Annotated in this window: 27 protein-coding genes; 12 read left to right on the top strand and 15 right to left on the bottom strand. The window is 63.9% G+C overall.

The window, feature by feature from the left end; all coding sequences use genetic code 11:
• Positions 1-91 precede the first annotated feature (91 nt).
• Complete coding sequence (locus ROH8110_RS08665) at positions 92-916, top strand: LOG family protein (RefSeq protein WP_085817362.1); 825 nt, start codon at positions 92-94, stop codon at positions 914-916.
• Between the two features lie 82 nt (positions 917-998).
• On the opposite strand, the gene ROH8110_RS08660 is transcribed toward ROH8110_RS08665, so the two are convergent.
• The 5 genes from ROH8110_RS08660 to ROH8110_RS08640 form a co-directional block, all read right to left on the bottom strand.
• A complete protein-coding gene (locus ROH8110_RS08660) occupies positions 999-1,292 on the bottom strand; it encodes a hypothetical protein (RefSeq protein WP_306372206.1) in 294 nt (97 codons plus the stop codon).
• A gap of 22 nt (positions 1,293-1,314) precedes the next feature.
• Complete coding sequence (locus tag ROH8110_RS08655) at positions 1,315-2,028, bottom strand: gamma-glutamyl-gamma-aminobutyrate hydrolase family protein (RefSeq protein ID WP_085817361.1); 714 nt, start codon at positions 2,026-2,028, stop codon at positions 1,315-1,317.
• Entirely contained in the window at positions 2,025-3,017 is a 993-nt protein-coding gene (locus tag ROH8110_RS08650; protein ID WP_245962811.1) for an amidoligase family protein, read from the bottom strand. The genes ROH8110_RS08655 and ROH8110_RS08650 overlap by 4 nt, the downstream gene beginning before the upstream one ends.
• Positions 3,010-4,191, bottom strand: a complete 1,182-nt coding sequence (rlmN, locus tag ROH8110_RS08645) for a dual-specificity RNA methyltransferase RlmN (protein WP_085817360.1) — start codon at positions 4,189-4,191, stop codon at positions 3,010-3,012. The genes ROH8110_RS08650 and rlmN overlap by 8 nt, the downstream gene beginning before the upstream one ends.
• A 150-nt stretch (positions 4,192-4,341) precedes the next feature.
• Positions 4,342-4,920 (bottom strand): DNA-3-methyladenine glycosylase I, encoded by a 579-nt coding sequence (locus ROH8110_RS08640; RefSeq protein ID WP_085817359.1) that lies wholly within the window; start codon positions 4,918-4,920, stop codon positions 4,342-4,344.
• A 107-nt stretch (positions 4,921-5,027) separates the two neighbouring features.
• Between ROH8110_RS08640 and ROH8110_RS08635 the strand changes: the two genes are divergently transcribed.
• The 3 genes from ROH8110_RS08635 to phbB all read left to right on the top strand — a co-directional run bounded on the left by ROH8110_RS08635 (position 5,028) and on the right by phbB (position 8,071).
• Positions 5,028-5,864: an EAL domain-containing protein gene (locus ROH8110_RS08635; RefSeq protein ID WP_085817358.1), complete on the top strand. Its 837-nt coding sequence runs from the start codon at positions 5,028-5,030 to the stop codon at positions 5,862-5,864.
• A gap of 135 nt (positions 5,865-5,999) precedes the next feature.
• Positions 6,000-7,175, top strand: a complete 1,176-nt coding sequence (locus ROH8110_RS08630; protein ID WP_085817357.1) for an acetyl-CoA C-acetyltransferase — start codon at positions 6,000-6,002, stop codon at positions 7,173-7,175.
• Positions 7,176-7,348: 173 nt separating this feature from the next.
• Positions 7,349-8,071 (top strand): acetoacetyl-CoA reductase, encoded by a 723-nt coding sequence (phbB, locus tag ROH8110_RS08625; RefSeq protein WP_085817356.1) that lies wholly within the window; start codon positions 7,349-7,351, stop codon positions 8,069-8,071.
• Positions 8,072-8,220: 149 nt separating this feature from the next.
• Here the strand turns inward: phbB and ROH8110_RS08620 are convergent, their stop codons facing one another.
• The 3 genes from ROH8110_RS08620 to ROH8110_RS08610 form a co-directional block, all read right to left on the bottom strand.
• Positions 8,221-8,391, bottom strand: coding sequence for a YdcH family protein (locus ROH8110_RS08620; RefSeq protein ID WP_085817355.1), 171 nt, complete (start codon positions 8,389-8,391; stop codon positions 8,221-8,223).
• 113 nt (positions 8,392-8,504) lie between these two features.
• Entirely contained in the window at positions 8,505-9,275 is a 771-nt protein-coding gene (locus ROH8110_RS08615; protein ID WP_085817354.1) for a tRNA1(Val) (adenine(37)-N6)-methyltransferase, read from the bottom strand.
• Positions 9,268-9,483 (bottom strand): putative signal transducing protein, encoded by a 216-nt coding sequence (locus ROH8110_RS08610; protein ID WP_085817353.1) that lies wholly within the window; start codon positions 9,481-9,483, stop codon positions 9,268-9,270. Before ROH8110_RS08610 ends, ROH8110_RS08615 begins: the two co-directional genes overlap by 8 nt.
• Before the next feature lie 55 nt (positions 9,484-9,538).
• Here ROH8110_RS08610 and ROH8110_RS08605 point away from each other — a divergent pair, with 55 nt between their 5' ends.
• Positions 9,539-10,540, top strand: coding sequence for a polyprenyl synthetase family protein (locus ROH8110_RS08605; RefSeq protein ID WP_085817352.1), 1,002 nt, complete (start codon positions 9,539-9,541; stop codon positions 10,538-10,540).
• On the opposite strand, the gene ROH8110_RS08600 is transcribed toward ROH8110_RS08605, so the two are convergent.
• From ROH8110_RS08600 to ROH8110_RS08590, 3 genes are all read right to left on the bottom strand, one after another.
• Complete coding sequence (locus tag ROH8110_RS08600) at positions 10,533-11,363, bottom strand: 4-(cytidine 5'-diphospho)-2-C-methyl-D-erythritol kinase (RefSeq protein WP_085817351.1); 831 nt, start codon at positions 11,361-11,363, stop codon at positions 10,533-10,535. The two genes, ROH8110_RS08605 and ROH8110_RS08600, sit on opposite strands and share 8 nt — an antisense overlap.
• On the bottom strand, positions 11,356-13,032 hold the full coding sequence (locus ROH8110_RS08595) for a tetratricopeptide repeat protein (RefSeq protein ID WP_170156496.1): 1,677 nt from the start codon (positions 13,030-13,032) through the stop codon (positions 11,356-11,358). The genes ROH8110_RS08600 and ROH8110_RS08595 overlap by 8 nt, the downstream gene beginning before the upstream one ends.
• A gap of 152 nt (positions 13,033-13,184) precedes the next feature.
• The gene (locus ROH8110_RS08590) at positions 13,185-14,834 is read right to left on the bottom strand and encodes an electron transfer flavoprotein-ubiquinone oxidoreductase (RefSeq protein ID WP_085817814.1); all 1,650 of its coding nucleotides are present in this window, start codon (positions 14,832-14,834) and stop codon (positions 13,185-13,187) included.
• 261 nt (positions 14,835-15,095) lie between these two features.
• Between ROH8110_RS08590 and greA the strand changes: the two genes are divergently transcribed.
• The 6 genes from greA to ROH8110_RS08560 all read left to right on the top strand — a co-directional run bounded on the left by greA (position 15,096) and on the right by ROH8110_RS08560 (position 20,898).
• On the top strand, positions 15,096-15,566 hold the full coding sequence (gene greA / locus ROH8110_RS08585) for a transcription elongation factor GreA (RefSeq protein ID WP_085817349.1): 471 nt from the start codon (positions 15,096-15,098) through the stop codon (positions 15,564-15,566).
• Between the two features lie 15 nt (positions 15,567-15,581).
• Positions 15,582-16,604 carry a hypothetical protein gene (locus tag ROH8110_RS08580; RefSeq protein WP_085817348.1) on the top strand — a complete coding sequence of 341 codons (1,023 nt, stop codon included), beginning with the start codon at positions 15,582-15,584 and terminating at the stop codon, positions 16,602-16,604.
• A gap of 88 nt (positions 16,605-16,692) precedes the next feature.
• Positions 16,693-17,148 carry a universal stress protein gene (locus tag ROH8110_RS08575; RefSeq protein WP_085817347.1) on the top strand — a complete coding sequence of 152 codons (456 nt, stop codon included), beginning with the start codon at positions 16,693-16,695 and terminating at the stop codon, positions 17,146-17,148.
• 327 nt (positions 17,149-17,475) lie between these two features.
• Positions 17,476-17,949, top strand: a complete 474-nt coding sequence (locus ROH8110_RS08570; RefSeq protein ID WP_085817813.1) for a GNAT family N-acetyltransferase — start codon at positions 17,476-17,478, stop codon at positions 17,947-17,949.
• Positions 17,950-18,128: 179 nt separating this feature from the next.
• A complete protein-coding gene (locus ROH8110_RS08565) occupies positions 18,129-18,674 on the top strand; it encodes a GNAT family N-acetyltransferase (protein ID WP_254903768.1) in 546 nt (181 codons plus the stop codon).
• A 169-nt stretch (positions 18,675-18,843) separates the two neighbouring features.
• Positions 18,844-20,898 carry a DEAD/DEAH box helicase gene (locus ROH8110_RS08560; protein ID WP_245962813.1) on the top strand — a complete coding sequence of 685 codons (2,055 nt, stop codon included), beginning with the start codon at positions 18,844-18,846 and terminating at the stop codon, positions 20,896-20,898.
• Between the two features lie 51 nt (positions 20,899-20,949).
• Here ROH8110_RS08560 and thpD read toward each other — a convergent pair whose 3' ends face one another.
• Both thpD and ROH8110_RS08550 read right to left on the bottom strand, forming a co-directional pair.
• On the bottom strand, positions 20,950-21,891 hold the full coding sequence (gene thpD / locus ROH8110_RS08555) for an ectoine hydroxylase (protein WP_085817344.1): 942 nt from the start codon (positions 21,889-21,891) through the stop codon (positions 20,950-20,952).
• A gap of 87 nt (positions 21,892-21,978) precedes the next feature.
• Positions 21,979-22,374, bottom strand: coding sequence for a rhodanese-like domain-containing protein (locus ROH8110_RS08550; RefSeq protein WP_085817343.1), 396 nt, complete (start codon positions 22,372-22,374; stop codon positions 21,979-21,981).
• Positions 22,375-22,500: 126 nt separating this feature from the next.
• Here ROH8110_RS08550 and ROH8110_RS08545 point away from each other — a divergent pair, with 126 nt between their 5' ends.
• Entirely contained in the window at positions 22,501-22,836 is a 336-nt protein-coding gene (locus ROH8110_RS08545; RefSeq protein ID WP_085817342.1) for a DUF8846 family protein, read from the top strand.
• Here ROH8110_RS08545 and ROH8110_RS08540 read toward each other — a convergent pair.
• Together ROH8110_RS08540 and ROH8110_RS08535 are read right to left on the bottom strand one after the other, a co-directional pair.
• A complete protein-coding gene (locus tag ROH8110_RS08540) occupies positions 22,833-23,930 on the bottom strand; it encodes a Hint domain-containing protein (RefSeq protein ID WP_085817341.1) in 1,098 nt (365 codons plus the stop codon). The two genes, ROH8110_RS08545 and ROH8110_RS08540, sit on opposite strands and share 4 nt — an antisense overlap.
• A gap of 5 nt (positions 23,931-23,935) precedes the next feature.
• On the bottom strand, positions 23,936-25,537 hold the full coding sequence (locus ROH8110_RS08535) for a Hint domain-containing protein (protein ID WP_085817340.1): 1,602 nt from the start codon (positions 25,535-25,537) through the stop codon (positions 23,936-23,938).
• Between the last annotated feature and the right edge of the window lie 91 nt (positions 25,538-25,628).

Here is a 25,628-nt window from a genome sequence, read left to right as displayed (position 1 = left end):
GATCGACGGGCGGAAATGGCGCCGATGCCTTCCCTTGGGGGCGCGAACCGGCTAGGCCTGAAGCGAACACGCAGACAAGGACCGCCCCGACATGGATGACGAACGTCACAGCCAGTTCCGCGACGCCCATACCGACCGAAGCAGCGCCGAACAGGTGCCCGACACGCCCCAGACCCGCGCCCCGGCCTATCGGCTGGCCTTCGCCGATCCCGATTTCCTGTGCCGTGACGAATTGCGCCCGGTGCGTCTTCAGCTGGAGCTGCTGAAGCCCGAGATGATCCTCAACGAGCGCAGCATCGAAAGCACCGTGGTGCTGTTCGGCGGCGCCCGCATCCCCGAACCCTCCAAGCGTGACACCGCCCGCACCGAGACCCTTGCGGACCTGTCGCGTTTCTATGACGAGGCGCGCGAATTCGCCCGGCTGGTGACGATGAAATCAATGGCCAGCTACGGGCGCGAACTGGTGGTGGCCACGGGTGGCGGTCCCGGCGTGATGGAGGCGGGCAACCGCGGCGCGGACGACGCGGGGGGCGCGTCGATCGGGCTCAATATCGTGCTGCCCCACGAACAGGCCCCGAACGAATACGTGACGCCCGGCCTGTGCTTCAACTTCCACTATTTCGGCATCCGCAAGATGCATTTCCTGATGCGCGCCAAGGCGATCTGCGTCTTTCCCGGCGGTTTCGGCACCCTCGACGAGATGTTCGAGGCGCTGACGCTGATCCAGACGGATCGCATGAACAAGGTGCCCTTCCTGCTGTTCGGCGAGGAATTCTGGCGCAAGATCATCAACTGGGACGCGCTGGCGGATGCCGGAACGATCAGCCCCGAAGACCTTGAGCTGTTCAGCTTTGTCGAGACCGCGCAACAGGCGATGGAGGTCATCGACGCCTGGTATAGCGACCAGGCCTGCTGAACCCCGAGCCGCGATCACCCGCCGGGCGGCCCCGCAAGGGCGCACCGCCCGGCCCGGGAGGATCGTGTGATAGGAGGGGCTGTCAGGCCGCGTGGGCGGGCAGCGAGCACAGAAGGCTGCCACGGACCAGCGAGGTCACGATGCGGCCTTCGGTCGTATCCCTGATGGCATAGCCATAGCCGCGCAGGCGATGCTGCCATTCGCGCTCTGACACCGCCATGCTGCGCTCGCGCAGGACCAGGTTCAGGATCTCTGTTTCCGCTTCACTCGTATATTGTTTCATCGTTTCCACCATCAAAACAGTTTCGGTAAAATCAGCGATAAAATCGGTTGGTGGCAACAATCGTTCGGAAATGCGGCAAGCCGGGGGTTTCATCGCGGCGGGATGCGGAGCGCGCCTAGAGTCCGGTGCTGTCCACCTGTTCCATCTGGTCGCGATGCGCCTGGCGTGCCCTGGCCGCAGCGATCAGCGCGCGGAACAGTCCCTGTTGGCGGCGCGCATAGAACAGGTGCTCGGGGTGCCACTGGACGCCGATGGCGAACGGGTCGTGCAGACGCTCGATGGCCTGGATCATGCCGCCCCGGTCGCGTGCCGCGACGCGCAAGCCATCGCCCAATCTATCGACGGCCTGAGAGTGCAGCGCGTTGATCTTCATCGGTGCGTCGCCCGCCAGCCTTGCCAGCCGCGTGCCGGGGGTGATCAGCACCGTCTTGCGCGGCAGGATCGTGCGGTGGCGGTCGCTGTCGCGATAGGCGTCATAGGCATCCTGATGCAGCGTCCCGCCAAGCGCCACGTTCAGCATCTGGCTGCCCCGGCAGATCCCCAGCACCGGCTTGTCCAGATCGAAGGCGTCATGCACCAGCCGGCGTTCCAGCGCGTCGCGTCCCGGATCGAGCCGCGCCGAACTGACAAGTTGCCCGCCATAGAGGTCGGGCGAGATGTCGTCGCCGCCGCCGATGATCAGCCCGTCCACGTCCTCGACCCGCGCGTCCGACCCGTCGACCCATCGCTGGGCGCGGCCCCCCGCCATCCAGACATTCAGGGCAATCAGCGGAAAGATGCGCCAGCCCGAGCGGCGCGACGTGGTGACTCCGACAAGCGGACGGCTCATCGGTGTTCAGCCAGCGGCAGGTCATGCCCGAATTGATGCAGCAGCGCGCCACAGCGCTCCGCCCAGCTGGCGCGCGAAAACGTCACCATCCCATGATCGTCCAGCCATGCCGCCCCCAGCCGCGTCAGCAGCCGTTCATCTGCGGCCACGCGCTCGACGAGGACCCAGCGTTGCCATTCCTGCGCGATCGACCAGCCGGGCTCGTCGATCCGGGAATCGGGCAGGCGGAAATGAAAGGCGGGGCGCGACGATACGGATTCGCTCACGGCGTCTTCGACCGTTTCGGGTGCGAGATGCGCGAAGATCGGCAGCATATCGAGCCCGCGATTTCGCGACGGCGTATGTTCAAGATAGACCGCGATCATCTCGCGCAGCGATGCATCCATCCCCAGCCCGAGCAGCGCGCGCACGAAATTGGTGGGGTAGGGATCGGTAAAGGGCAACAGGCGGCGCGAGTCGTCGATCGGCTCGGCATGGCGCAGCCAGTCCTCGATCAGCGCATAGGCCAGCATCGGGCGCAGGATATCGGCGTTCCGGTCCGAGGCGATCTCGATATTGAGGTGCAGCCCGAAGCCGAACACCCAACCCGCGCCACTGCCAAGAGCACCCGCATGGCGCAAGGCGCCGGTCAGGTCGTGCAACGTCGCGAGCTCGGCCATATCCAGCGGCTGGGTCACGATCTCGACCGGGATCACCTCGCGCCCGAGATCAAGCGCCAGGTCGCGCAGCTTGCTGCGTGTCGCCTTGCGCAGTGACGTGTCGAGATAGACCTCGATCTTGCCGATTCGCGTGTCGTGGACGGTCCAGAGTGTCCCGTCGCCCTGTTCGGCCCGCCCGCCGAGAACCTCGGCGCAAATCCGGGCGACCTCGCCCTCGTCCAACCCGCCCAGCTCGATCTCGACGCCGACCTTGCGCGGCGCGCCATCGGCATTGTGGGGCCGGGGAAGGGGGGTGAAGAGCGGGGGTGTCAGGGCGTCCGCCTTAGCCAAGCCCGGCCTCGGATTCGATCTGCCGGCGGGATTTGCGCGCCCGCTCGGTCGCGGATTTGAGCTGTCCGCAGGCGGCCATGATATCCTCGCCGCGCGGGGTGCGGATGGGGCTGGCATAACCGGCCTTGTAGACGATATCGGCAAAGGCCTGGATCCGGTCCCAGTCGCTGCGCTCATGCGGCGCGCCGGGCCATTCGTTGAACGGGATCAGGTTGATCTTGGCCGGGATGCCCTTGATCAGCTGAACAAGGCGGCGGGCGTCCTCGTCGCTGTCGTTCACGTCCTTCAGCATCACGTATTCAAAGGTGATGCGCTCGGAGTTGCTGGCCTTGGGATAGGCGCGCAGCGCGTCCAGCAGCGTGGCGATGTTCCACTTCTTGTTGATCGGCACCAGCTTGTCGCGCACCTCGTCGGTGGTGGCGTGAAAGCTGACCGCCAGCATGCAGCCGATCTCCTCGGCGGTCTTGGCGATCTCGGGGACAACGCCACTGGTCGACAGGGTGATGCGGCGGCGGCTGAGGCTGATTCCCTCGCCATCCATCGCGATCTTCATCGCGTCGCGCACATTGTCGAAATTATAGAGCGGCTCGCCCATGCCCATCAGCACGATATTGGACAAGAGGCGGGGCCGTTCGCCCGCGCCCTCGCCGGGGCGGGGCCATTCGCCCAGATCGTCGCGCGCCATCATCACCTGGCCGATGATTTCGCCGGCATGAAGGTTGCGCACCAGTTTCTGCGTGCCGGTGTGGCAGAAGGAACAGGTCAGGGTGCAGCCCACCTGGCTGGAAATGCACAGCGTGCCGCGGTCGGATTCGGGGATGTAGACCACCTCGACCTCGTGCCCCCCGGCGATCCGCGCCAGATACTTGCGGGTGCCGTCGGCGCTGACCTGCTTGCTGACCATCTCGGGGATCTCGATGACGAAGTTCTCGGCCAGTTCCTTGCGATAGGCCTTGGCGAGATTGGTCATCGAATCGAAATCGCGCACGCCCCACTGGTAGATCCATTGCCAGATCTGATTGACCCGCATCTTGGCCTGCTTTTCCGGCGTGCCATGCGCGATCAGCGCCTCGCGCATCCGGTCGCGCGTCAGCCCGACAAGGTTGATCGGCCCTTCGGCCTGCTTGCGGGGGATCGTCATCACGTCCTGGGTGATCGGAGCGGTCTGGGTCATGGTCTCGCGCGTGTCGGTTCAAATGGGGTCAGATGGGCCTCCATATAGGATATGCGCGGCGATTCCAAAACATTCCCTGCCCGCTTGAGCCGCAGCCAGGACATACCGACGTGACACATATGGAATACCGACGTCGAACCGATGCCGGTTTCATCGCCGCTCCGACAATCGCGCCACCGGGTCATGGCAGGGGCAGGTGACAAGATGATCGTTCACCATCCCCACCGCCTGCATGAAAGCATAGACGATGGTCGGCCCGCAGAATTTGAATCCCATTTTGCGCAAATCCTTTGAAATTTGTCTGGAGATTTCGGTCTCGGTCGGCACCTCCTTGAGACTGGTCCAGCGGTTCTGAATCGGCGCCCCGCCGACATGATCCCAAAGGTAGGTATCAAAGCCCTTTTCGGCCTCGATCCGCTGCCAGACACGGGCGTTCCCGATGGTCGCCTCGATCTTGCCGCGATGGCGCACGATGCCCGGATCGGCCAGCAATCGCTCGACATCGGATGCACCCCATCCGGCGATCACGTTGGGGTCAAACCCTTGGAAAGCAATGCGAAAATTGTCACGCTTGCGCAGGATCGTGATCCAGCTCAGCCCGGCCTGAAAGCCATCCAGGATCAGCTTTTCCCATAGCGCGCGGCTGTCATGCTCGGGCACACCCCATTCTTCGTCGTGATAGGCCTCGTAAAGCGGGTCCGCACCGACCCAACCGCATCTTTCGCCCATTTCGTTCCCTCCGTGGATGCTCCGCGACCCGCAAGATCGGCGTGCGCGCTTAAATGTTCCTTAGCCCTTGCGCGCCAGCCTGTGAACCGAATGATCAGGAGGTGTGCATGGGCCAGGATGGAAAATGGGCCGATATTCCGGCGGGGCACGACACGGCGCTGAACTACGCCGTCATGTCGCGCGACCGCTCGGTGATGGAGATGGTCCAGCAGGCGGTCGATCACAACCAGGTGATGCTGGCCTACCAGCCTGTCGTGCCCGCCCGCAGCCCGGCCGTTCCGGCCTATTACGAGGGGCTGATCCGCATTCTGGACGAGACCGGCCGCATCATTCCGGCACGCGAGTTCATCGAGGTGGTCGAAGCCACTGAAACCGGGCGGCAGATTGACTGCCTGGCGCTTGAAAACGGTTTGGACACGCTGATGCGCCAGCCCGACCTGCGCCTTGCGCTGAACATGTCGGCGCGCTCGATCGGCTATCCGCGCTGGATGGAAACCCTGCATGGCCGGCTCGATGAACAGCCGACGATGGGCGAGCGGCTGATTCTGGAGATCACCGAAAGCTCGGCCATGATCGTGCCGGAACTGGTGACCGGCTTCATGAGGGATCTGCAATGCCGGGGCGTCAGCTTCGCGCTGGACGATTTCGGCGCCGGGTTCACGTCTTTCCGCTATCTCAGGGATTTCTATTTCGACATCGTAAAGATCGACGGCCAGTTCATCCGCGGGATCGCGGACAGTGCCGACAATCAGGTCCTGACCTCGGCGCTGAGCGCCATCGCGACCCAGTTCGACATGCTGACTGTCGCCGAAAGCGTCGAAACTGCACGGGACGCGGAGTATCTGGCGGCGGTGGGGATCAACTGCCTGCAAGGCTATTTTTTCGGCGCGCCCACGGTGAATCCACCCTGGCAGAGCGATGCGCCGGATCAGGCCATCGGTTGAGATGTGACATCCGGGCCGTTGCCGCAATGCGGCGAGTGCGGTATGACAGCCTTGATAGGCGGGGGATTCCGACGTCGCGTCCGGGCATTCCGGGGCGCACCTCCGACCGAAATATTCGTCTGGTGGAGGACACATATGACCAATGTAGTTATCGCATCCGCGGCCCGCACGGCTGTGGGCTCTTTCGGCGGCGCATTCGCCAATACCCCGGCTCATGACCTTGGCGCCGCGGTTCTCGAAGCGGTGGTGGAACGCGCCGGGATCGAAAAGGGCGAGGTGTCGGAAACCATCCTCGGGCAGGTGCTGACCGCGGCCCAGGGCCAGAACCCGGCACGCCAGGCGCATGTCAACGCGGGCCTGCCCATCGAAAGCGCGGCCTGGAGCATCAACCAGGTCTGCGGCTCGGGCCTGCGGGCGGTGGCGCTTGGGGCGCAGCACATCCAGCTGGGCGATGCCGACATCATCTGCGCTGGCGGTCAGGAAAACATGACGCTCAGCCCCCATGCCGCGCATCTGCGCGCCGGGCACAAGATGGGCGACATGAAGTATATCGACACCATGATCCGCGACGGTCTGTGGGATGCCTTCAACGGCTATCATATGGGCCAGACGGCCGAGAACGTCGCCGAGAAATGGCAGATCAGCCGCGAACAGCAGGACGAATTCGCGCTGGCCAGCCAGAACAAGGCCGAGGCGGCGCAGAACGCAGGCAAGTTCGACGACGAGGTGATCGCCTTTACCGTCAAGACCCGCAAGGGCGACATCATCGTCGACAAGGATGAATACATCCGCCACGGCGCGGTGATCGAGAACATGCAGAAACTGCGTCCGGCCTTCACCAAGGACGGTTCGGTCACGGCAGCCAATGCCAGTGGCATCAATGACGGCGCCGCGGCCACGCTGCTGATGAGCGCCGATGCCGCCGAGAAGCGCGGGATCGAACCGCTGGCGAGGATCGTTTCTTATGCCACGGCCGGTCTGGACCCGTCGATCATGGGCGTCGGGCCGATCCATGCCAGCCGCAAGGCGCTGGACAAGGCCGGATGGACCGTTGCCGACCTGGACCTTGTCGAGGCAAACGAAGCCTTCGCCGCACAGGCCTGCGCCGTGAACAAGGACATGGGCTGGGATCCGTCGATCGTGAACGTGAACGGCGGCGCCATCGCCATTGGCCACCCGATCGGGGCCTCGGGCTGCCGGGTTCTGAACACGCTGCTCTTCGAGATGAAGCGTCGAGGCGCCAAGAAGGGCCTTGCCACGCTGTGTATCGGCGGGGGCATGGGCGTTGCCATGTGTGTCGAGCGCGATTGATTGAGCGGCAAAGCATCGCAGGACATGGTAAAAGGGCGCTGATGTGGCGCCCTTTTCCATGAGCGGCGAAAAAAACGCCGCGATGCGGCAAATTGGGTAAGTAATATTATTGCGTATGATATGCTGAAATAGTAACAGAGTTACCAGAACGTTTAGCCAGATTGGAGGATAACATGGCAAGAACAGCACTCGTCACCGGCGGATCGCGCGGTATCGGCGCGGCGATTTCCAAGGCTCTCAAGGCCGAAGGCCACACGGTTGCGGCCACCTATGCCGGAAATGATGAGGCCGCCGCCAAGTTCACCGAGGAAACGGGAATCAAGACCTACAAATGGAATGTCGGCAGCTACGAGGACAGCAAGGCCGGTATCGCCAAGGTCGAAGAGGATCTGGGCCCCATCGACATCGTGGTCGCCAATGCGGGCATCACCCGCGATGCGCCCTTCCACAAGATGAGCCCCGAACAGTGGCAGGAGGTGATCGACACCAATCTGACCGGCGTGTTCAACACCATCCACCCTGTCTGGCCCGGCATGCGCGAGCGCGGTTTCGGGCGCATCGTGGTTATCAGCTCGATCAACGGCCAGAAGGGTCAGTTCGGGCAGGTCAACTATGCCGCGACCAAGGCCGGCGATCTGGGCATCGTCAAGTCGCTGGCGCAGGAGGGTGCGGCCAAGGGCATCACCGCCAACGCCGTCTGTCCGGGCTATATCGCCACCGAAATGGTCATGGCAGTCCCCGAGAAGGTGCGTGAATCGATCATCGGCATGATCCCCACCGGACGCCTGGGCGAACCGGAAGAGATCGCGCGCTGCGTGACGTTCCTGACCTCGGATGATGCCGGGTTCATCAACGGCTCGACGATCACCGCCAATGGCGGTCAGTTCTTCGTCTGACCTGCGGCGCCGACGCGGGTCGGCTGCAAGAAAACAATGGGCCGGACGCATCTGCGACCGGCCCTTTTTTCCCACCAGATTACCGCTTTGAGCCGCGGTCTTGCCCCGACAGGCCATCAGCCTGCCGGATATTCAGCAACAGACGCGTTTCAGGCGTCCATCGACAGGCGTTCGATCTCTTCCTTGATCCGAAGCTTCTGTTTCTTGAGTTCCGCGATCTCCAGATTGCTGACGCCGGGTGCGCGTTGCACCTCTTCGACGCGATCTGAGAGTGCCCTATGTTTCTTCTTCAGTTCCTCGACATGCGAACTCAAGCTCATTGGCATTCTCCTCTGCGGTTATGTTGAACATCATGAGTGCACCACAGTTTCATAAATCTGTCACGCTGCATCAGCAGCATAAGCTGATTTTTGCATGGAAGATTTAACTCAACTCAGGCAGGAAATGGCAGCGCAGCGCCGTAGCGCAGGATGCAAGCCGTTGCTGTGTTGTAATTTTCCCGGTCGCCGTCATGAGATGCGCCATCGTGAAGCACCCAGGCGTCATGCAGTCTGAAATCCGCACGTCCGCCCTTGCGCCCGCGCAGCAGCACCAGCCGCGCGGCCCTTCCGGGCCGGGGAATCAATGGCAGGACCTCGAGGCTGCCGAAATGGCGACCCATGAGAGACAGAAGATCGGGCAGGCGCGCACTGCGCTGGATGAAGGTGGCGTGGCCCTTGGGAGCGGTGCGTTTAGCCGCCGCCTTGACCCACTCCGCCAGCGGCGTGCCCTCGCCCAGGGCGGTTTCGCGCCCGGTGTCGCGGGCGGCGGTGCTGGCGCTTCTGTCGAAATAGGGCGGGTTGACGATGACATGGTCGAACTGCTGTTCGCGCACGGCAGCGGGCATCTCGGCAAGATCGCCGGTCACGACCGTCATCTCGATTCCGTTCTGGATGGCGTTGCGCCGCGCCAGTTCGGCGTAGTCCGGTTGCAGCTCCAGTCCGGTCAGGCGCAGGCCCTCGACCCGCCGCGCCACGCAGAGCCCCGCCACCCCCGCGCCGCAGCCCAGATCCAGCACCCTGTCGCCCGCCCGCGCCGGAATGCTGGCTGCCAGCAACACCGGATCGATCCCGGCCCGATACCCATCGCGTGGCTGGAGTATCCGCAGTTTGCCACCCAGGAACGCGTCGGTGCTCAGCCGGTCCTCGGGCCAGCCCTCAGCCATCCACGTCGATCCCGTTATCGGTCAGCGCCACGCGGGCGCGGTCGTAATCACGGGTCGCCACCATCAGGCGGCGGGGCAAAATCCCGATGGAGCCTTCGAGGACGCTCATGTTTACGTCCATTTCAAAGCAGTCTATACCCTCGCCCTGAAGCAAGGCGCGGGCAAAAGCGATGGCCGTGGGATCGTTGGTGCTGAGCAACTGTTTCATGGGGATGACTTAAGGGCACCGGGGGCGACTTGTCGACAGGTGTGACGGGAGTGTGATGGGATTGGACCACGCCGCGACGAAACCGCATGAACAACTGGCCCGGCATCTCGACAGCCGGATGAATGCCGTCAACGGCCTGATCCGCGAGCGCATGGCCTCGCGTCACGCGCCGCGCATTCCGGAGGTCACGGCGCATCTGGTCGAAGCGGGCGGCAAGCGCCTGCGCCCGATGCTGACCCTGGCGAGCGCCGATCTGTGCGGCTATGGCGGCGTGTTCGACGTGCATCTGGCCGCAACGGTCGAGTTCATCCACACCGCCACGCTCTTGCATGACGACGTGGTGGACGAAAGCCGCCAGAGGCGCGGCCGGCCAACGGCCAACCTTCTGTGGGACAACAAGTCAAGCGTGCTGGTGGGCGACTACCTGTTCGCGCGGGCCTTTCAGCTGATGGTCGAGCCAGGCAACCTGCGGGTGCTCGACATCCTGTCGAACGCTGCCGCGGTGATCGCCGAAGGCGAGGTGCTGCAACTGAGCGCCGCGCGGGATCTGGCCACCGACGAAAGCGTCTATCTTCAGGTGGTGCGGGGCAAGACGGCGGCGTTGTTCTCGGCGGCGACCGAGGTCGGCGGCGTGATCGCCGAAGCGCCTGAGGCGCATATCAAGGCCCTGTTCGAGTACGGCGACGCGCTTGGCATAGCATTTCAGATTGTTGACGACCTGCTTGATTACCAGGGCGACAGCAGCGCCACCGGCAAGAATGTCGGCGATGATTTCCGCGAGCGCAAGTTGACCTTGCCGGTCATCAAGGCGATTGCCCTCGCCGACGATGAGGAGCGGACCTTCTGGTCGCGCACCATCGAGAAGGGCAGGCAGGAGGATGGCGATCTGGATCGCGCGCTGGACCTGCTGAAGAAGCACGGCGCGCTAGAAGCCACGCGCGCCGATGCGCTGGAATGGGCCGCAAAGGCGCGTGCCGCCATCGAAACGCTCCCCGATCATCCGGTGCGCAAGATGCTGGCCGATATCGCCGATTACGTGGTGGCGCGGGTCAACTAGCGGCGTTGAGCCGGGTCGCGGCGACCCACCAGCCGGGAAAGCCTTCGCGCAGGCGGCCAGCGGCCGATGCGGCGGTTTCCGCGCCGAAATAGATTCCGAAACAGGTCGCCCCCGAGCCCGACATGCGCGCCAGCTGGCATCCCGGCGTTGCCGACAATGTCTCGAGAACCTGCCCGATGAGCGGCTGCAGGGACTGCGCGGGTGCCTCGAGATCATTGCGCATGGTTCGCAGCCACGCCACTGCATCGCCCGGATCGGTCAGCAGCGGCAGATCGTCGGGCATTGGCGGGTTCGCGGGCGTTTCCATCCGCGCGAAGACCTCTTTCGTCGGGACTGCCGCGGCGGGGTTGATCAATACCGCATGAAGTGCGGGAAGACCCGCGACCGGGGTGATCTGCTCGCCGATACCGCGCATCCGTGCGGCGCGCGCTTCGAGGCATACGGGCACATCCGCCCCCAGCGACAGCGCATCATCGGGCAGGGGGCGCCCTGAAAGCTCGGAAAGTGCCTTGAGAACCGCGGCCGCATCGCTTGATCCGCCACCGAGGCCCGCGGCATTGGGCAGAAATTTCTGAAGGCGGATCCTGGCATCGAGGCCCATCAGCCGCGCGGCTCGCATCACCAGATTGTCGTCACCCTCGGGGACGCCACCGGCCATCGGCCCCTGGACGGTCAGTTCGGGCGTCTCGGCGAGGTCGATCTCGATCCGGTCGCCGATATCGGCGAACACGACGAGCGAGTCGAGCTCGTGATAGCCATTGTCGCGCCGCCCGGTGACATGCAGCGTCAGGTTTATCTTGGCCGGGGCGAAGGCCTCAATCACTGCCGTTGGCCACTTTCAACGGCGGTGCGCCCTCTTCCTTGAGCACCTGATCCAGCCCGACCTCGAGCTTGCGGCGGATGCGTTCGGGGTCGATATCGGGCGCGGGGCTTTCCGGGTCGATCAGCGACAGTGCGCGTTTCCACTGGAAGGTGGCCTCGGTCTTGCGCCCGACCGCCCATAGCACGTCACCCAGATGATCGTTGACGACCGGGTCCACGGGCATCAGTTCCGCGGCGCGCTCCATGTGGCCGATCGCCTCGTCATAGCGATCCAGCCGATAGAGCGCCCAGCCGAGGCTGTCGACGATATAGCCGCTGTCGGGCTGCGCCTCGACGGCTTGTTCGATCATCTCCAGGGCCTCGTCGAGCTTCATCTGATGTTCGACCAGCGAATAGCCGAGATAGTTCAGCACCTGCGGATGACCGGGGTTGAGTTCCAGCGCGCGGCGGAAATCGGCCTCGGCCTTGTCCCATTGGTCCAGCCGCTCGTAGCAGATCGCGCGGGCGTAATGCACGAACCACTGATCGGTTTCGTTCGCGCTGAAGATCTCCAGCGCGCGGTTATACGCGGCGACGGCGGCCTCGTAGTTTTCAAGCTGCCGGTTCAGATCGCCGGAGGCCACATGCACCGAAGGCAGGTCGGGATGGGTTTCGGCCAGTTGCTTGAGCACCTCGACCGCGGCGTCGGTCTTGCCGGCGCGGCGCAGGCTTTCAGCGCGCCCCAGTTCGGCAGCATGAAACGCGGGGTTGTCGCGCGGAACGCGCCGATAGGTTTCGGTCGCCAGTTCGTAGCGCCCGAGACTTTCGAGAAGTTCGGCCGACATCAGGATGGCGTCCACATGCGCCGGGTTCAGCCGCTCGGCGACGCGCGCGTAAAGCAGCGTGTATTCATCGCCGGTATCGGACATCAGCGCCCGCCCCAGCGAATAGAACACTTCGGCAAGCCCCTCGCGGGCGGTCTGGATACGCGAGAACGGGACCTGTTCACCTGCGGCCAGCCGTTCGCGCAAATGCGCGACCTCGGGGTCGAGATCGGCGATGAACACATCGTCGATCAGCGCGACCGCATCGTCGTTGCGCTCGAGCTGGCTCATGACTTCGGCCCAGGCCAAGGTGCCGCTGCGGGTGCTTTGCAGGGGGCCGTCCTCGTTCCCGGCAAAGATGGCGTTCGCGCTTTCAAAATCGCCGACCGAGGCCAAAGCGAGCGCCTTGTGGTACAGGCCAAAGCTGCGCAGGCCGCGTTGGTCGGCCACCTCGTCGAAATGTTCGAGCGCGGTGCGCATGTCGCCCTTTCCAAGATAGGCCCAGGCGGCGATCAGCCCGTCGGCCAGCGGGCCGATGCCGCGACCGTCTTCGATACGCTTCAGAAGCGCATCATAGTCCTCGTTCTGTGCCTCGTTCTGGATGAGCGCGATATATGCGATCTGGCTTTGCAGATCGTCGCTTTCCATCTTGCGGGCGATCGGCAGGGCCTGGTCGAACTGCCCCAGTGCCATATGCGCGAAGGTGGCGTTCTCAAGGATCACCGGGTTCGAGGGATCGCCGGCCAGCGCCTTGGTGAAATACTCGGCTGCGGCGGCGAAATCGTTCTCGTAGCGCGCCTGACGGGCGGACAGATAGGCACCGATCGCCTCGTCGGCCGATACCGGCGGCGCTGTCAGGGGCAACATCGCGGCGGTGATCAAGGCGCAAAGGGTTTTTGAAGTCACGTCAGCCTGCCTCGGATCTTTATGGAATATGGGATGAACCTAGTATGACGCGCCCGCCAAGGCAATGCGGGGCGACCACCGGCCGCCCCGCTCGCGCGATTTTGCGCACCCCGTCACATATTGGGATAGTTCGGTCCGTCGCCGCCCTGTGGAGTGACCCAGTTGATGTTCTGGGTCGGGTCCTTGATATCGCAGGTCTTGCAGTGGACGCAGTTCTGGAAGTTGATCACGAAGCGGGGCTCCTGCCCTTCTTCGCGGACCACCTCGTAAACCCCCGCCGGGCAATAGCGCTGCGCCGGTTCGTCATATTTCGGCAGGTTCACATCGATCGGCACGCTGGGATCCTTCAGCGTCAGGTGGCAGGGCTGGTTTTCCTCGTGATTGGTCATCGAGAAGCTGACATTGGTCAGACGATCGAAGCTCAGCTTGCCGTCGGGCCTTGGATAGGCGATCTCCTTGTGCTTGTCGGCAGGCTCGGTCGCTGCGGCGTCGGTCTTGCCGTGGCCAAGCGTGCCAAGCAGAGAGAAGCCAAGCGTGTTGGTCCACATGTCGAACCCGCCGATCGCCAGCGATGCCCCCAAGCCGAACTTCGACCAGAGCGGCTTGACGTTGCGCACCTTCTTGAGGTCCTTGCCGATGGCGCCGCTGCGCACTTCGGTTTCGTAATCGCTGAGTTCGTCGCTGGCGCGGCCCGCCTCGATGGCGGCATGGGCGGCCTCGGCGGCGGCCTTGCCCGACAGCATGGCGTTATGGTTGCCCTTGATGCGCGGCACGTTGACCATCCCCACCGAACAGCCCAGCAACGCCACGCCGGGCGCGACCATCTTCGGCATCGACTGATAGCCGCCCTCGGAAATGGCGCGCGCACCGTAAGCCACGCGCTTGCCGCCTTTCAGAAGCTCGGCCACCATCGGGTGATGCTTGAAGCGCTGGAACTCCATGTAGGGGTAAAGATGCGGGTTCTTGTAGTTCAGGTGAACCACGAAGCCGACATAGACCTGATTGTTTTCGAGGTGATAGATGAACGACCCGCCGCCCGCGTTCTTGCCAAGCGGCCAGCCCATCGTGTGCGTGACTTCGCCCTCGTTGTGCTTGTCAGGATCGATTTCCCAGATTTCCTTCATCCCGAGGCCGAATTTCTGCGGCTCTTTCCCGGCACTGAGATCGTATTTGGCGATCACTTCCTTGGCGAGGCTGCCGCGCACGCCTTCGGAGAGGAAGACATATTTGCCATGCAGTTCCATGCCCGGTTCATAGGAGGGGCCGGGCGTGCCGTCGGGGTTCTTGCCGAACTCGCCGGCCACGACGCCCTTGACCTCGCCATTCTCGCCATAGATCACTTCGGAACAGGCCATGCCGGGGAACACTTCGACCCCCAGTTCCTCGGCCTGCTCGGCCATCCAGCGGCAGACATTGCCCATCGAGACGATGTAATTGCCGTGGTTGTTCATCAGCGGCGGCATAGGGAAGTTCGGCACGCGGATCTTGCCGCCCTCACCCAGCATGTAGAAATTGTCCTGCCTGACCGGGGTGTTCAGCGGTGCGCCCTTGTCCTTCCAGTCGGGGATCAGCGCATCGAGGCCGCAGGGGTCCAGCACCGCGCCCGACAGGATATGCGCCCCGACTTCCGAACCCTTCTCCAGCACGACAACCTCGCGCGAGGGGTCAAGCTGCTTCAGGCGGATCGCGGCGCTCAGGCCTGCTGGCCCGGCCCCAACGATCACGACATCGTATTCCATGGCTTCGCGTGTCACTTCGGACATGAGGTGCATCCTTTCCCAAGGCGTAGCTGGCAGGTAACAAAGTTGCGCATGTGGTTAGCGCGCCGCTGCGCCGAAGGTCAATTGAAACACGACGTAATCACGTGGTGAAAGCGGCAAAAGACCCATTTAGGCGATCCGATCGTCACTGGCGGGGCATCGCCTATTGCAATGTCCCGCCGGGTCGGGGCAATCTGCCCCGAACTCGAAAAAATACCTGACGGGGCCATATGTTCGGCTTCGCAACGACCGTGGACTGTTGAAATGGAAAAGATCCCGATGACCCGCAGGGGCCACTCCGCCCTTGAGGCCGAGCTCAAGCATCTCAAATCCGAGGAACGCCCGGCCATTATCCGCGCGATTTCCGAGGCGCGCGAGCATGGCGATCTGTCCGAGAATGCCGAGTACCATTCCGCCAAGGAAAAGCAGTCCTTCATCGAGGGGCGGATCAAGGAACTCGAAGGCGTGATCAGCCTCGCGGAGGTGATCGACCCCACCAAGCTGAAAGGCCCGATCAAGTTCGGCGCGACCGTCACGCTGGTGGATGAAGACACCGACGAGGAAAAGACCTGGCAAATCGTCGGCGAATACGAGGCCGATATCGAACAGGGCCTTCTGAACATGAAATCGCCCATCGCACGCGCCCTGATCGGCAAGGAAGAGGGCGACAGCGTTGAAGTGCGCACACCCGGTGGCGAGCGATCTTACGAAGTGCTAAAGATCGCGTATATCTGACAGGCACCTAACATCATGGCCGAGCGCAAGGATTCGCCCGCAACCCCGCTGGGGGTCTATGACCGAACCATCAAGGAGCGAATCACCGGGATCGAGGTGATCGCCCTCGCGTTGTCGCTCGTCTGGCTGTTGGGCGCCGCGGTCTTTTTCATCGTTCTCGATACCGGCCCGGATGCCGCCTCGCCCGGCGGAATCCTGCGGTTCATCATGATCATGCTGGCGATCTTCATGCCGGTGGCGATGATCTGGGTGGCGGCCACGGCGGCACGGGCGTCCCGCGTGATGCGCGAGGAAAGCCAGCGCCTGCAGGCCGCGATCGACGCGATCCGCCAAGCCTATGTGGCGCAGAACCAGGGGCGCAATACGGTCAGCGAACCCTCGGTCACGCGCAAGCTGGACGAGATCGCCGCCGCGCAGCGCAAGGCCGAGACCGCGCTGGCGATGTTCACCTCGACGCGGCAGGGCGAGGCAGCGCCGGCGCCGACGCCTGCGCCGGTTCCGACGGAGGCGGGCGAGGACGATCAGGTGTCGCTGCCGCTGGGCACGACCGCCGAGGACATGCAGCCTCCGCTGGGGCGCGCGGATTTCATCCGGGCGCTGAACTTTCCCGAAACGCCCGACGATCGAGACGGATTTGCCGCCCTGCGCAAGGCCCTGAAGGACCGCCAGACCGCGCAATTGATCCAGGCGGCGCAGGACGTTCTGACATTGCTGTCGCATGACGGGATCTACATGGACGACCTCAGCCCCGACATGGCCCGCCCAGAGCTGTGGCGCCGTTTTGGCGCGGGCGAGAGGGGGCGTGCGGTTGCGGCGCTGGGCGGGGTGCGGGACCGCTCGTCGCTGGCGCTGACGGCGGCGCGGATGAAGCAGGATTCGATCTTCCGCGACGCCGCGCATCATTTCCTGCGCCTGTTCGACCGGATGTTCACCCAGTTCGCCGAAACCGCCACGGATGCGGAAATCTCGGAGCTCTCGGATACGCGCACCGCCCGGGCCTTCATGCTTCTGGGCCGAGTCGCGGGGACGTTCCACTGAATTTGTTGTTGTTTGCCAGTCGCTTACATCCGCTCTATTGCCCCGCGCGTAAATCGCGCTCATGATGCCGCCCAAGGAGAAATGACACATGCGCAAGTTTCTGGTTGTTCTGGACGATAGCCGTGAGTGCCTCAACGCGATGCGGTTCGCGGCGATGCGGGCGGCGAATACGAAAGCCGGGGTCGAGGTGCTGGCGGTGATCCCGCCCGAGGAATTCAACCACTGGATCGGGGTCGGCGACATCATGCGCGAGGAGGCGCGTGAGAGGATCCACGCCCATTTCGAGGTCTTCGCCAAATGGATGCGCGACAAGCAAGGCATTGATCCTGAACTGGTAATTCGCGAAGGCGAGCCGGTCAGCGAGATCATCGCGCAGGTCCAGGACGACCCGGAAATCGGTGTGCTGGTGCTGGGTGCGGGGACGGGAAAAGGAGGACCGGGGCCGCTGGTGACGCAGCTCACGAAGAACTCGGGCACCCTGCCGATCCCGGTCACGATCGTGCCCGGCGACCTGAGCAAGGAGCGTCTGGAGACGATCACCTGAGCCGCCGCGCAGCGTACAAAACGTCCGGTTTGTACGGCGGTTTCGTACGCAATCCGACCCCTGTGGCGCAGCTTTCGTACAGAACTCCGCCGCGCCCCCGGCGTGACGCTGCATTCACCCGCCCTTAACCCTTTTGCGCGACGCTGCCCGGTATCCCCCGTCCCCGGCGGGGTGTTCGGGCCAGAGCGGCCATCCGCATTCCGTGCTGACCCATTTCGAGTATCTTCAATTCGGCGCGACGACGGCGCCACAGGAGCCATGTAGTGTTGTTTGAAAATCGGTGCTCACTTACAGGAACGGCTCATGGCGTTCAGAAGGCCGTTCCAGATGAAACAGCAGATTGCATTTACCAGATTGCCGGACATCGATCCGGCCGAGATCATTGCGCATATGTCCGACCCCCGGGTTGCGGAGCATATGCCGCTTCTGACATCCGGATGGGATGAAACGACCGTGGCCGATTTCGTCGCTGCCAAAGAGGCGTGCTGGAGCCGCGATGGGCTTGGCCATTGGGCCATTCTGTCAGACAACACATACGTCGGTTGGGGTGGCTTTCAAAGAGAGGGAGACGAGTGGGATTTCGGTCTTGTTCTGAAACCGGAGTCTTTTGGATTGGGTGCTCGCATCTTGAGAAAAGCGATCGATTTCGCGATCGAGAACGAGCGTATCCCGTTCATCACCTTTCTGCTGCCGCCGTCACGGAGAAACCTGGGGGCGCTGAAACGGCTTGGGGCCGAGTTCATCGGTGAGATTGACTACGATGGAGCGACGTTTCTCAAGTACCGGTTGAATACCGCATGATCGCTTCGGTTCGGATACCGGCCATCAGCACCATTTGCAGCGAATGGGTGCAATGAGCCCTTTGTGGCGCGGCGGCCTGCGGCCTTGATTCCGCGCAGGCGGCCTGCAACCAACGACGGCAAAGTCCCGCATTGCGGTCCTCGGCGCCGCTTGCAGCGAATGACCGGAACGAGCCCAAATTGACATACTTCAGAAATGCTGCTCCTCTGGAATGGAAGCAATTCTTGTTCAAATGGACTGCAGAGATGCGCAACGGTTCTGCGTGCAAAGTAAATCCTGATAGCGCATCAATTCCCGACATCCTGACACTCGTTCAACAGGCGTTTGCTTCTATGGAGGCGCGTATCGACCCACCTTCGTCGATGCATCGGCTTACGGTCAGCAGTATCAGAGACGCATGCGCGGCAGGCGAGGTCTGGACGATTGGCGACAAACCTGATGCCTGCATATTCACAAAGAGAAAGGGGGATTACTTATATATCGGCAAGCTGTCTGTGCGGGAGGACATGAGAGGGCGAGGATTGGCGCGCGCATTGGTCGAGCTGGCTGAAACGCGAGCGAAGATGATGGGACTGTCTGGCCTGGAGCTGGAGACAAGGATAGAGCTGACCGAAAACCATGAAACGTTCCGGCGGCTGGGGTTCGTCAAATCCGGAGAAGGGGCGCATAAGGGCTTTGAACGTTCGACCTATATAATCATGCGAAAGAACATAGCTGCGGATTGAAGGCCGCTTTGTCCGCACCGAAGGCTTCAATGCACATCCGCAGCGAACGCCCGCAACCCGCCCGCGTCTGCGCCCCACCCAGGCGGGAAACGTTTTCCATCTCTATACAAACCCCGCGTTAAGCGATATTGCGCGAGACTTCCGCCCAGGGCGAAGCGCCGGGCGGGTCATGTTCCCCAGGAAAAGAACCAGACCCTTGAAAAAAACGATTGCAGATGCGCTGGCCCGCAAGGGTTATGATGTCTTGACCCCTGTTCAGATGGCGGTCAGCCGGGCGGAGCTGGCCGGGCGGGACCTTCTGGTCTCGGCGCAGACCGGGTCGGGCAAGACCATCGGCTTCGGGCTGGCGATTGCGCCGACCCTGCTGGGCGAGGGTGATGCGTTCGGCCCGGCGGGCGCGCCGCTGGCCTTGATCATCGCGCCGACCCGCGAACTGGCGATGCAGGTCAAGCGCGAGCTTGGCTGGCTTTACGCCGATGCGGGTGCGGTTCTGGCCTCTTGTGTCGGGGGCATGGACATGCGCGACGAGCGCCGTGCGCTGGCGCGGGGCGCGCATATCGTTGTCGCGACGCCGGGGCGGCTGCGGGATCATATCATGCGCGGGTCCATCGACCTTGGGTCTGTGCGCGCGGTGGTACTGGACGAGGCGGACGAGATGCTCGACCTCGGGTTTCGCGAGGACCTGGAGTTCATCCTCGACGAGACGCCGAAGGAGCGCCAGACGCTGCTGTTTTCGGCCACGGTGCCCAATGCCATCGCCAAGCTGGCGCAAAGCTATCAGCGCGATGCGGAGCGGATCTCGACCGTGGGCGAGCAGAAGCAGCATGCGGATATCGAATACCGCGCCATGATGGTGGCGGCGCGCGACAGTGAAAACGCCGTGATCAACGTGCTGCGCTATTACGAGGCGCCCAATGCGATCGTGTTCTGCAATACGCGCGCGATGGTGGCACGCCTGACGACGCGCCTGTCGAACCGGGGGTTTTCGGTTGTCGCCCTGTCCGGGGAACTGACGCAGAGCGAGCGCTCGAACGCGTTGCAGTCGATGCGGGACGGGCGCGCGCGGGTCTGTGTGGCGACGGATGTGGCGGCGCGGGGCATCGACCTGCCCAACCTCGATCTGGTGGTTCACGCCGAGTTGCCCGGCAGTCATGAGACGCTGTTGCACCGATCCGGGCGAACGGGACGCGCGGGGCGCAAGGGGGTCAGTGCGCTGGTCGTGGTGCCTGCGTCGCGCAAGAAGGCGGAGCGAATCCTGAAATTCGCCAAGCTGACGGCCGCGTGGGGCGAGGCGCCCTCGGCGGCGGATGTCGATGCGCGCGACCGGGTGCGGATGCTGGAAGGCGACGATTGGCAGGCGGGGGTGAGCGAGAGCGAGCGCGAGTCGGTCGATCAGCTGGTCGCGATGTTCACGCCCGAGCAGATCGCCGTCGCCTATCTGCGCCAGTATCAGCTGCGCCATGCCGCCCCGGAGGAGCTGAGCGCGGTCAATGCCGCCGCGCCCAAGCCGCGTGCGGCCTTCGGGCCGAGCGTGTGGTTCTCGCTGTCGGAGGGGCGAAACCAGGCCGCGTCACCGCGTCATGTATTGCCGATGATCTGCAAGGCGGGGGACCTGACCAAGGACGATATCGGGGCGATCCGGATTGCCGACGATCTGTCCTATATCGAGATCCGCGAGGCCAGCGTGCCCGGTTTCCTGGCTGCGATCGGACCTGACATGAAGATCGAGGGCGACAAGCGGATCGTGCGTCTGGAAGGCGCGCCGGATGTACCCGCCTTCCGGCCTGGGCGGCCGGAACGGGCGCCGGGGGCGGATGCGGGGCCGCGCAAAGGCGGCGCAAAGCCGATTGACTGGAACGATGCGCCCGAGCCGCGCCGGCGCAAACCCAAGCCCGAACATCGCGGTGACGCGAAGCCGCCGAAGCGAAAGCCGAAGGCAGAGGCCCCCGATCCCGCGGTCCATGCGCCGCTTGGCGTCAAGAAACGCGGGGCGCCGGGGGGCGCCGGACCCGCGTCCAAGGACCATGCACGCCCTGCGCCCAGGAAGGCTGCGGGCGATGCGCCGCGCAAGGACGAGGGCAAGCCGCGCCGCGATGGCCCCAAAGGCCCGCCGCCCCCGAAAGGGAAGCCCAACAGCAAGAAGAACCGCGCCCGCGCGGCGGCGAACAAGGCCGCCGCCAAGGCCGCGGGCAAGGGCGGGCATTCGGCTCCGAAGCGGCGGTAAGGTCGGGGGCGCGGGCGCAACAGCCCGGCCACACACCCGCCAGTCGGCGCATCACGCGGTCAGGGGGCCTGAGACCGGCTTGATCGCCTTAGGCTGTTCGCGGTTGGCGAGGAAGGCGGGGCGCGGCGCGGGGGCCGCGAAGGGCGTTCCGACGGCGTTCGACATGGCATTGTATACGAAGAACGCGTTGGCGCGGGGGTCGGGGGTGATGTTGCCGTTCGAGCCGTGCAGCGTGTTGCACTCGAAGAAGATCACCGTGCCGGTCCCGCCTTCGGCGGATGCGATCCCGGCCCTGTCTGCCAGCCGGGCGATGGTTTCGGGTTGCGGCACGCCCACCTTCTGCTGTTTGAGCGAGGTTTCGTGGTTTGCCTCGGGGGTTTCGCCGACACAGCTGATGAACAGGTTCTGAGAGCCCGGCACCAGCAGGAGCGGTCCGTTATGCGGCCCGTTCGGGGTGAGCAGCACCGACGCCGACACCGCCCGCATCCGGGGCATCCCGTCTTCGGCGTGCCAGGTCTCGAAATCCGAGTGCCAGTAGAATTCCTTGCCGGCAAAGCCCGGTTTGTAGTTGAGCCGCGACTGGTGAAGATAGACCTGATCGCCCAGAAGGAACTCGGCCACGCCGGCCAGGCGGGAATCGCAGGCCAGCCGGCGGAATGCCCTGGAATGGCGATCGAGACGGAACACGGTGCGCACCGCGTCACTGTCGGGTTCGCGGATCACGTCCTCGTCGGGAAAGTCGGTGCCGCCGTTGCGCAGGGCATCGGCGGTTTCTGTCAGCATCCGCAGTTCATCCGGCGAAAAGAGATCGCGGCGGATGAGATAGCCGTTCTCGGCGTAGAAGTCGGCTTCGGCCTTCGAGATCGGTGCATCCACGGACCAGTCGGACCATAGCACCGGGTCCTTGCGGTCTGAAAGCCGCTCTTGCCCCGGAACCCGCGTGGGGTAGGCGTCTTGGGCGGCTTTCAGATTGGGTCGTGACTGCATGTTCATGGCGTGCCTCCTTTCTGTCTTGCCTATGGGCAACAACCGGCCGGTTGCGGTCCGGTTCCAGAAAGTTTCCGCCCGAAGCGGTGCGGGTCAGCGCGGTTTGACGGGCTTTTCGCCGATCGGGCCGCCGGCCTGTTTCCAGCCGCTGAAACCGTCCGAGACATGCGAGACATTGGCGAGGCCCATCTCATGAGCGGTGCGCGCCGAGAGGGCCGAGCGCCAGCCAGAGGCACAGTAAAAGACGAAGCGGTCGCCGCTTTGAAACTGCGGCTTGGCATAGGGGCTTTCGGGGTCGATCCAGAATTCCAGCATGCCGCGCGGGCAATGGAAGGCGCCGGGGATCATGCCTTCGCGTTCGAGTTCGCGCGGGTCGCGCAGATCGACGAAGGTCACGCCCTCCTGTCCGTGCAGGGCGAGCATCTCGCTGGCGGGGGCGTGGTCGATCACGGCATTGGCTTCTGCCACCATGTCGCTGGCTTTCTTCATGGGTCCTGGTCCTCCTGTTCGCTGGGCGGACCCTAGAACTTTGCGGGGCGCATGAAAAGGTGGGCCGGATGCTTGACTTCGCGCAAGCGCTGGCGCAGGGCAAAGGCAAGGAAAAGGACCCTGGAAATGAACGACAAGCCCATGAAACCCCGCAGCCGCCAACAGGTCTATACGCTGCTGGTCGAGATCGGCCGCAAGGAGGGCGACGGGCTGCCCGCCAAGGCGACCGGCGCGGCGCTGATGGTCTATGCCTCGGGCGTGTCCGAGGAAGAGGCGGTGCGCGAGACGGTTGCGGTGCTGAAGCAGGCCGATACCGCGCCGCTTGACGTGTCGGGCTATGGCACCCTGGAAGAGCGCGAGGCCGAGGGGCATGATATCAGCGACGAGGAGCGCGCGTTGATGCAGCGCGCGCTGGACGAGAACGCGGTGATCGTTGCGCAGGTCACGCCGTTCTACGACTAGGCGGCGCGTTCCATCGCGAGGGTGATTGCCTCGAAGGGTTTGAGCACCGGCCAGACGGGTCTGGGATGTTCGGGCAGGCGGGACCGGTCGGCCCCCGCCAGCACCGATTGCACCAGATGTTCGGATTTGCGCCGCAGCCGCCCGATATAAAGGCTTTCGATGGCGCATCCGGCGGCGAGGATCGCCTCGTGCCCCGGCAATAGCAGGTGGTGATAGGTCACAAGCTCCGGCCCCGACGCATAGAGCGCCGAGACCCCGTTGACGAGGTGGCGCGCGGGCACCAGCACCGCTTCGCGCCCGAACATGTATTCCACCTGGCTGCCGCCGATCACCAGGCGCTGCTGGGGGGCCACCACGATATCGCGTTGCAGCCCGAAATAGGGCGCCCGCAGGCGCACCGGGCGGAACGAGCCGCGCGCGGGCACGGTGCGCGACACCTTGCGCAGGATGGGCACGCAATCGCCGGTATCGGTCATCACCAGGTCGCCGCGGTGCAGGCGGGCGGTCTCGACCTGTCCGTTAGGCGTGGCGAGGGGCACGCGGCTGGTCAGTGCGGGCATCGGGCCGACGGGCTCGATCCGGGTCGAGATGGCGAGGAAGTCCACGTCATGCCCGATCCGGCGCAGGTCGGGCCGGGTGGCGAGCGACTGGGCATCCGACAGCAGCAGGGGATGCGGCGGTGCGATGGCGACGGAATGGATGATGTCGCTTTCGGGGCGCTCCAGCGTCAGGCGGCCCCAGCGGGCGGGCGCATCCCAGCTGTAGGTCAGGCGCACGATATCGGTGCGTCCGTCCGGGTCGTGGGGCAGGGTGGCGTGACGGATGTCGTCGCCCTGGGTTTCGACCAGGATGATGCCGCCGCCCGGCAATGCCCGCAACGTCAGGCTGGCGGGCCAGGGATGGTCGCGGTGAAAGGCCAGAAGCGTTTGCGGCCGCCCATCGGGCGAAAGCCGCGTTTCCAGAAGCAGCGTGCCGCGCGGCAGGATCTGATCGGCGCCGCCGTGCGGCGGACCGGCATCTTGACTGTCGGGATTTCCAAGGCCTTGCGGGCAGAAGCGCCCGCCATGTTGATCGGAGATCGCGATCCAGCTCATCAGCGTCAGGCCGCCCTCTGGTTGAACAACAGCTGCGCCTCGTAACGGCGCAGGATACGCCGCGCCGCGGGGCTGTAGCCGGTGCCGCTGGCGGGGTCGATCTCGGGGAAGATGGCCATGATCTCGGCGATGATCTCGGCCTCGAAGCAATGTTCGATCTGCGGGCCGGGCAGGAAGCTTTCGGTTTCCAGCCCCTGCGAATAGACCACCTGATGACGGTCGAACATGAGGTGGAAATATTCGACCATGCCGCCTTCGACGCGCAGGATGCTGTGATCGTTGACGAGGTCGCGCGCGGCGACCAGCACCTCGGGTTCGCCGAACAGGATCTCGGCGAGGCTGTCGCGGATCAACACCCGGTGCAGCGGCGACACCAGAAGGTCGCGATGCGCGCCCAATGTGTTGGCGCGGATATGGATGGGGGCGAAATCGCCCGTCGCGGCGACTTCGCGCCGTCCGATCCAGCGCAATGGCTGCGGGCCGTCATCCTTGGTCAGGACCATGTCGCCGGGCGTCAGGCATTCGACCGGCACTTCGCCCCGTGGGGTGGACAAGAGGGTGCCCGCAGTGAAGCAGGGCACGGAATCGACATTGACGAAGCCGGTATCGGTCTGACCCGTGGAACTGGCGACCTCGTAGGTGAATGACATGGTTTCGATATCACCATCGCCCACCAGCGTGACCGTGCCATTGGCATTGACCTGCACCTGCTGGCCGGTGGCCAGGGTGACGGTATCGCCCGCGCTGACCGCCTGCCCGTTGATATGGGTGATCGAGAGCGTGCCGCCGGTATTGTTCTCGTCATTGCCCAGCAGGTCCAGCGTCTTGGAGCCGTCCGGGTAGAGCGTGACGTTGTCGTCCATCGCCACCAGCGTCGTCTGGACACTGTCGGCGGCGATCAGGAGGCTGGAATCATAGGAACTGTCGACCACGTCGGCGATGCCGATCCGGATCGAGTTCAGCTCGCCGGAATTGACCGGGATCGTCAGCGTCATGGTGACGGTGAAGCCGTCCATCTCGGTGTTGAACTGGCTTGAGCTGTTGTCGTTGTAGAGGTTGGCGTTGTTGGTGGCGTTGAGGTTGTTGGGGTCGGTATCGCCATCGCCCACTGAAAGCGGAATCTGCTGACCGTTGACCCAGACGCCGACGAAATCCTGGTAGATGCCGGTCTCGTATTCGGGGAATTCCTCGGAGGCGAAGACGAATTTCATCGTCAGCGTATCGCCGTCGGGCGTGAAATCCACATCGAGGAACGAAGCATCGTAGGTGTTGGTCCCCGCCGCCGCGTTGAACATCGCGTCGTTGTCGATGCCGCTCGTGTCGGTCGAGGTGTTGGTGTTCTGGTTCGCCTGGGGATTGTTCCACCATTGCCAGCTGGGCGCGCCCGAATTGGTGAAGTCGCTGGCGCGACCGGTCGAGAAGATCACGCCGGTATCGGCGGGCGCGACGCCGGGAGAGATCGTGTCGGCGTTGCTGTAGATGCCCGACGAACTGGCGGCGCCTGAGTAAGACGCGCTTTGGATCGAAACACCGTCGCCGAATATCAATTGCGCCATATCCAGCGCCGACGCCGATGTGTTGATCGGAAGTTTGCTTGCCGCAACCATATGTCTTGCCCCAATCGTCCGGGACAGCGCAAAATACAGCCGGGCGGGTTGATCCCGCCACTATGGTTCGGACTTGAATTCTGTCCGCTCG

This window comes from Roseovarius halotolerans (assembly GCF_900172255.1).
In the GTDB taxonomy this organism is placed as follows: domain Bacteria; phylum Pseudomonadota; class Alphaproteobacteria; order Rhodobacterales; family Rhodobacteraceae; genus Roseovarius; species Roseovarius halotolerans.
Note: the sequence above shows the minus strand (reverse complement) of the source record. Positions and strands in the feature narration are given on the sequence as shown.

Bases quoted from the DNA above. Each gene is read 5' to 3' on its own strand.
- ROH8110_RS08665 (WP_085817362.1), top strand. From the start codon at position 92: ATGGATGACGAACGTCACAGCCAGTTCCGCGACGCCCATACCGACCGA.
- ROH8110_RS08660 (WP_306372206.1), bottom strand. From the start codon at position 1,292: ATGAAACCCCCGGCTTGCCGCATTTCCGAACGATTGTTGCCACCAACC.
- ROH8110_RS08655 (WP_085817361.1), bottom strand. From the start codon at position 2,028: ATGAGCCGTCCGCTTGTCGGAGTCACCACGTCGCGCCGCTCGGGCTGG.
- rlmN (WP_085817360.1), bottom strand. From the start codon at position 4,191: ATGACCCAGACCGCTCCGATCACCCAGGACGTGATGACGATCCCCCGC.
- ROH8110_RS08640 (WP_085817359.1), bottom strand. From the start codon at position 4,920: ATGGGCGAAAGATGCGGTTGGGTCGGTGCGGACCCGCTTTACGAGGCC.
- ROH8110_RS08635 (WP_085817358.1), top strand. From the start codon at position 5,028: ATGGGCCAGGATGGAAAATGGGCCGATATTCCGGCGGGGCACGACACG.
- ROH8110_RS08630 (WP_085817357.1), top strand. From the start codon at position 6,000: ATGACCAATGTAGTTATCGCATCCGCGGCCCGCACGGCTGTGGGCTCT.
- phbB (WP_085817356.1), top strand. From the start codon at position 7,349: ATGGCAAGAACAGCACTCGTCACCGGCGGATCGCGCGGTATCGGCGCG.
- ROH8110_RS08620 (WP_085817355.1), bottom strand. From the start codon at position 8,391: ATGAGCTTGAGTTCGCATGTCGAGGAACTGAAGAAGAAACATAGGGCA.
- ROH8110_RS08615 (WP_085817354.1), bottom strand. From the start codon at position 9,275: ATGGCTGAGGGCTGGCCCGAGGACCGGCTGAGCACCGACGCGTTCCTG.
- ROH8110_RS08610 (WP_085817353.1), bottom strand. From the start codon at position 9,483: ATGAAACAGTTGCTCAGCACCAACGATCCCACGGCCATCGCTTTTGCC.
- ROH8110_RS08605 (WP_085817352.1), top strand. From the start codon at position 9,539: ATGGGATTGGACCACGCCGCGACGAAACCGCATGAACAACTGGCCCGG.
- ROH8110_RS08595 (WP_170156496.1), bottom strand. From the start codon at position 13,032: ATGTTGCCCCTGACAGCGCCGCCGGTATCGGCCGACGAGGCGATCGGT.
- ROH8110_RS08590 (WP_085817814.1), bottom strand. From the start codon at position 14,834: ATGTCCGAAGTGACACGCGAAGCCATGGAATACGATGTCGTGATCGTT.
- greA (WP_085817349.1), top strand. From the start codon at position 15,096: ATGGAAAAGATCCCGATGACCCGCAGGGGCCACTCCGCCCTTGAGGCC.
- ROH8110_RS08580 (WP_085817348.1), top strand. From the start codon at position 15,582: ATGGCCGAGCGCAAGGATTCGCCCGCAACCCCGCTGGGGGTCTATGAC.
- ROH8110_RS08575 (WP_085817347.1), top strand. From the start codon at position 16,693: ATGCGCAAGTTTCTGGTTGTTCTGGACGATAGCCGTGAGTGCCTCAAC.
- ROH8110_RS08570 (WP_085817813.1), top strand. From the start codon at position 17,476: ATGAAACAGCAGATTGCATTTACCAGATTGCCGGACATCGATCCGGCC.
- ROH8110_RS08560 (WP_245962813.1), top strand. From the start codon at position 18,844: ATGTTCCCCAGGAAAAGAACCAGACCCTTGAAAAAAACGATTGCAGAT.
- thpD (WP_085817344.1), bottom strand. From the start codon at position 21,891: ATGAACATGCAGTCACGACCCAATCTGAAAGCCGCCCAAGACGCCTAC.
- ROH8110_RS08550 (WP_085817343.1), bottom strand. From the start codon at position 22,374: ATGAAGAAAGCCAGCGACATGGTGGCAGAAGCCAATGCCGTGATCGAC.
- ROH8110_RS08545 (WP_085817342.1), top strand. From the start codon at position 22,501: ATGAACGACAAGCCCATGAAACCCCGCAGCCGCCAACAGGTCTATACG.
- ROH8110_RS08540 (WP_085817341.1), bottom strand. From the start codon at position 23,930: ATGAGCTGGATCGCGATCTCCGATCAACATGGCGGGCGCTTCTGCCCG.
- ROH8110_RS08535 (WP_085817340.1), bottom strand. From the start codon at position 25,537: ATGGTTGCGGCAAGCAAACTTCCGATCAACACATCGGCGTCGGCGCTG.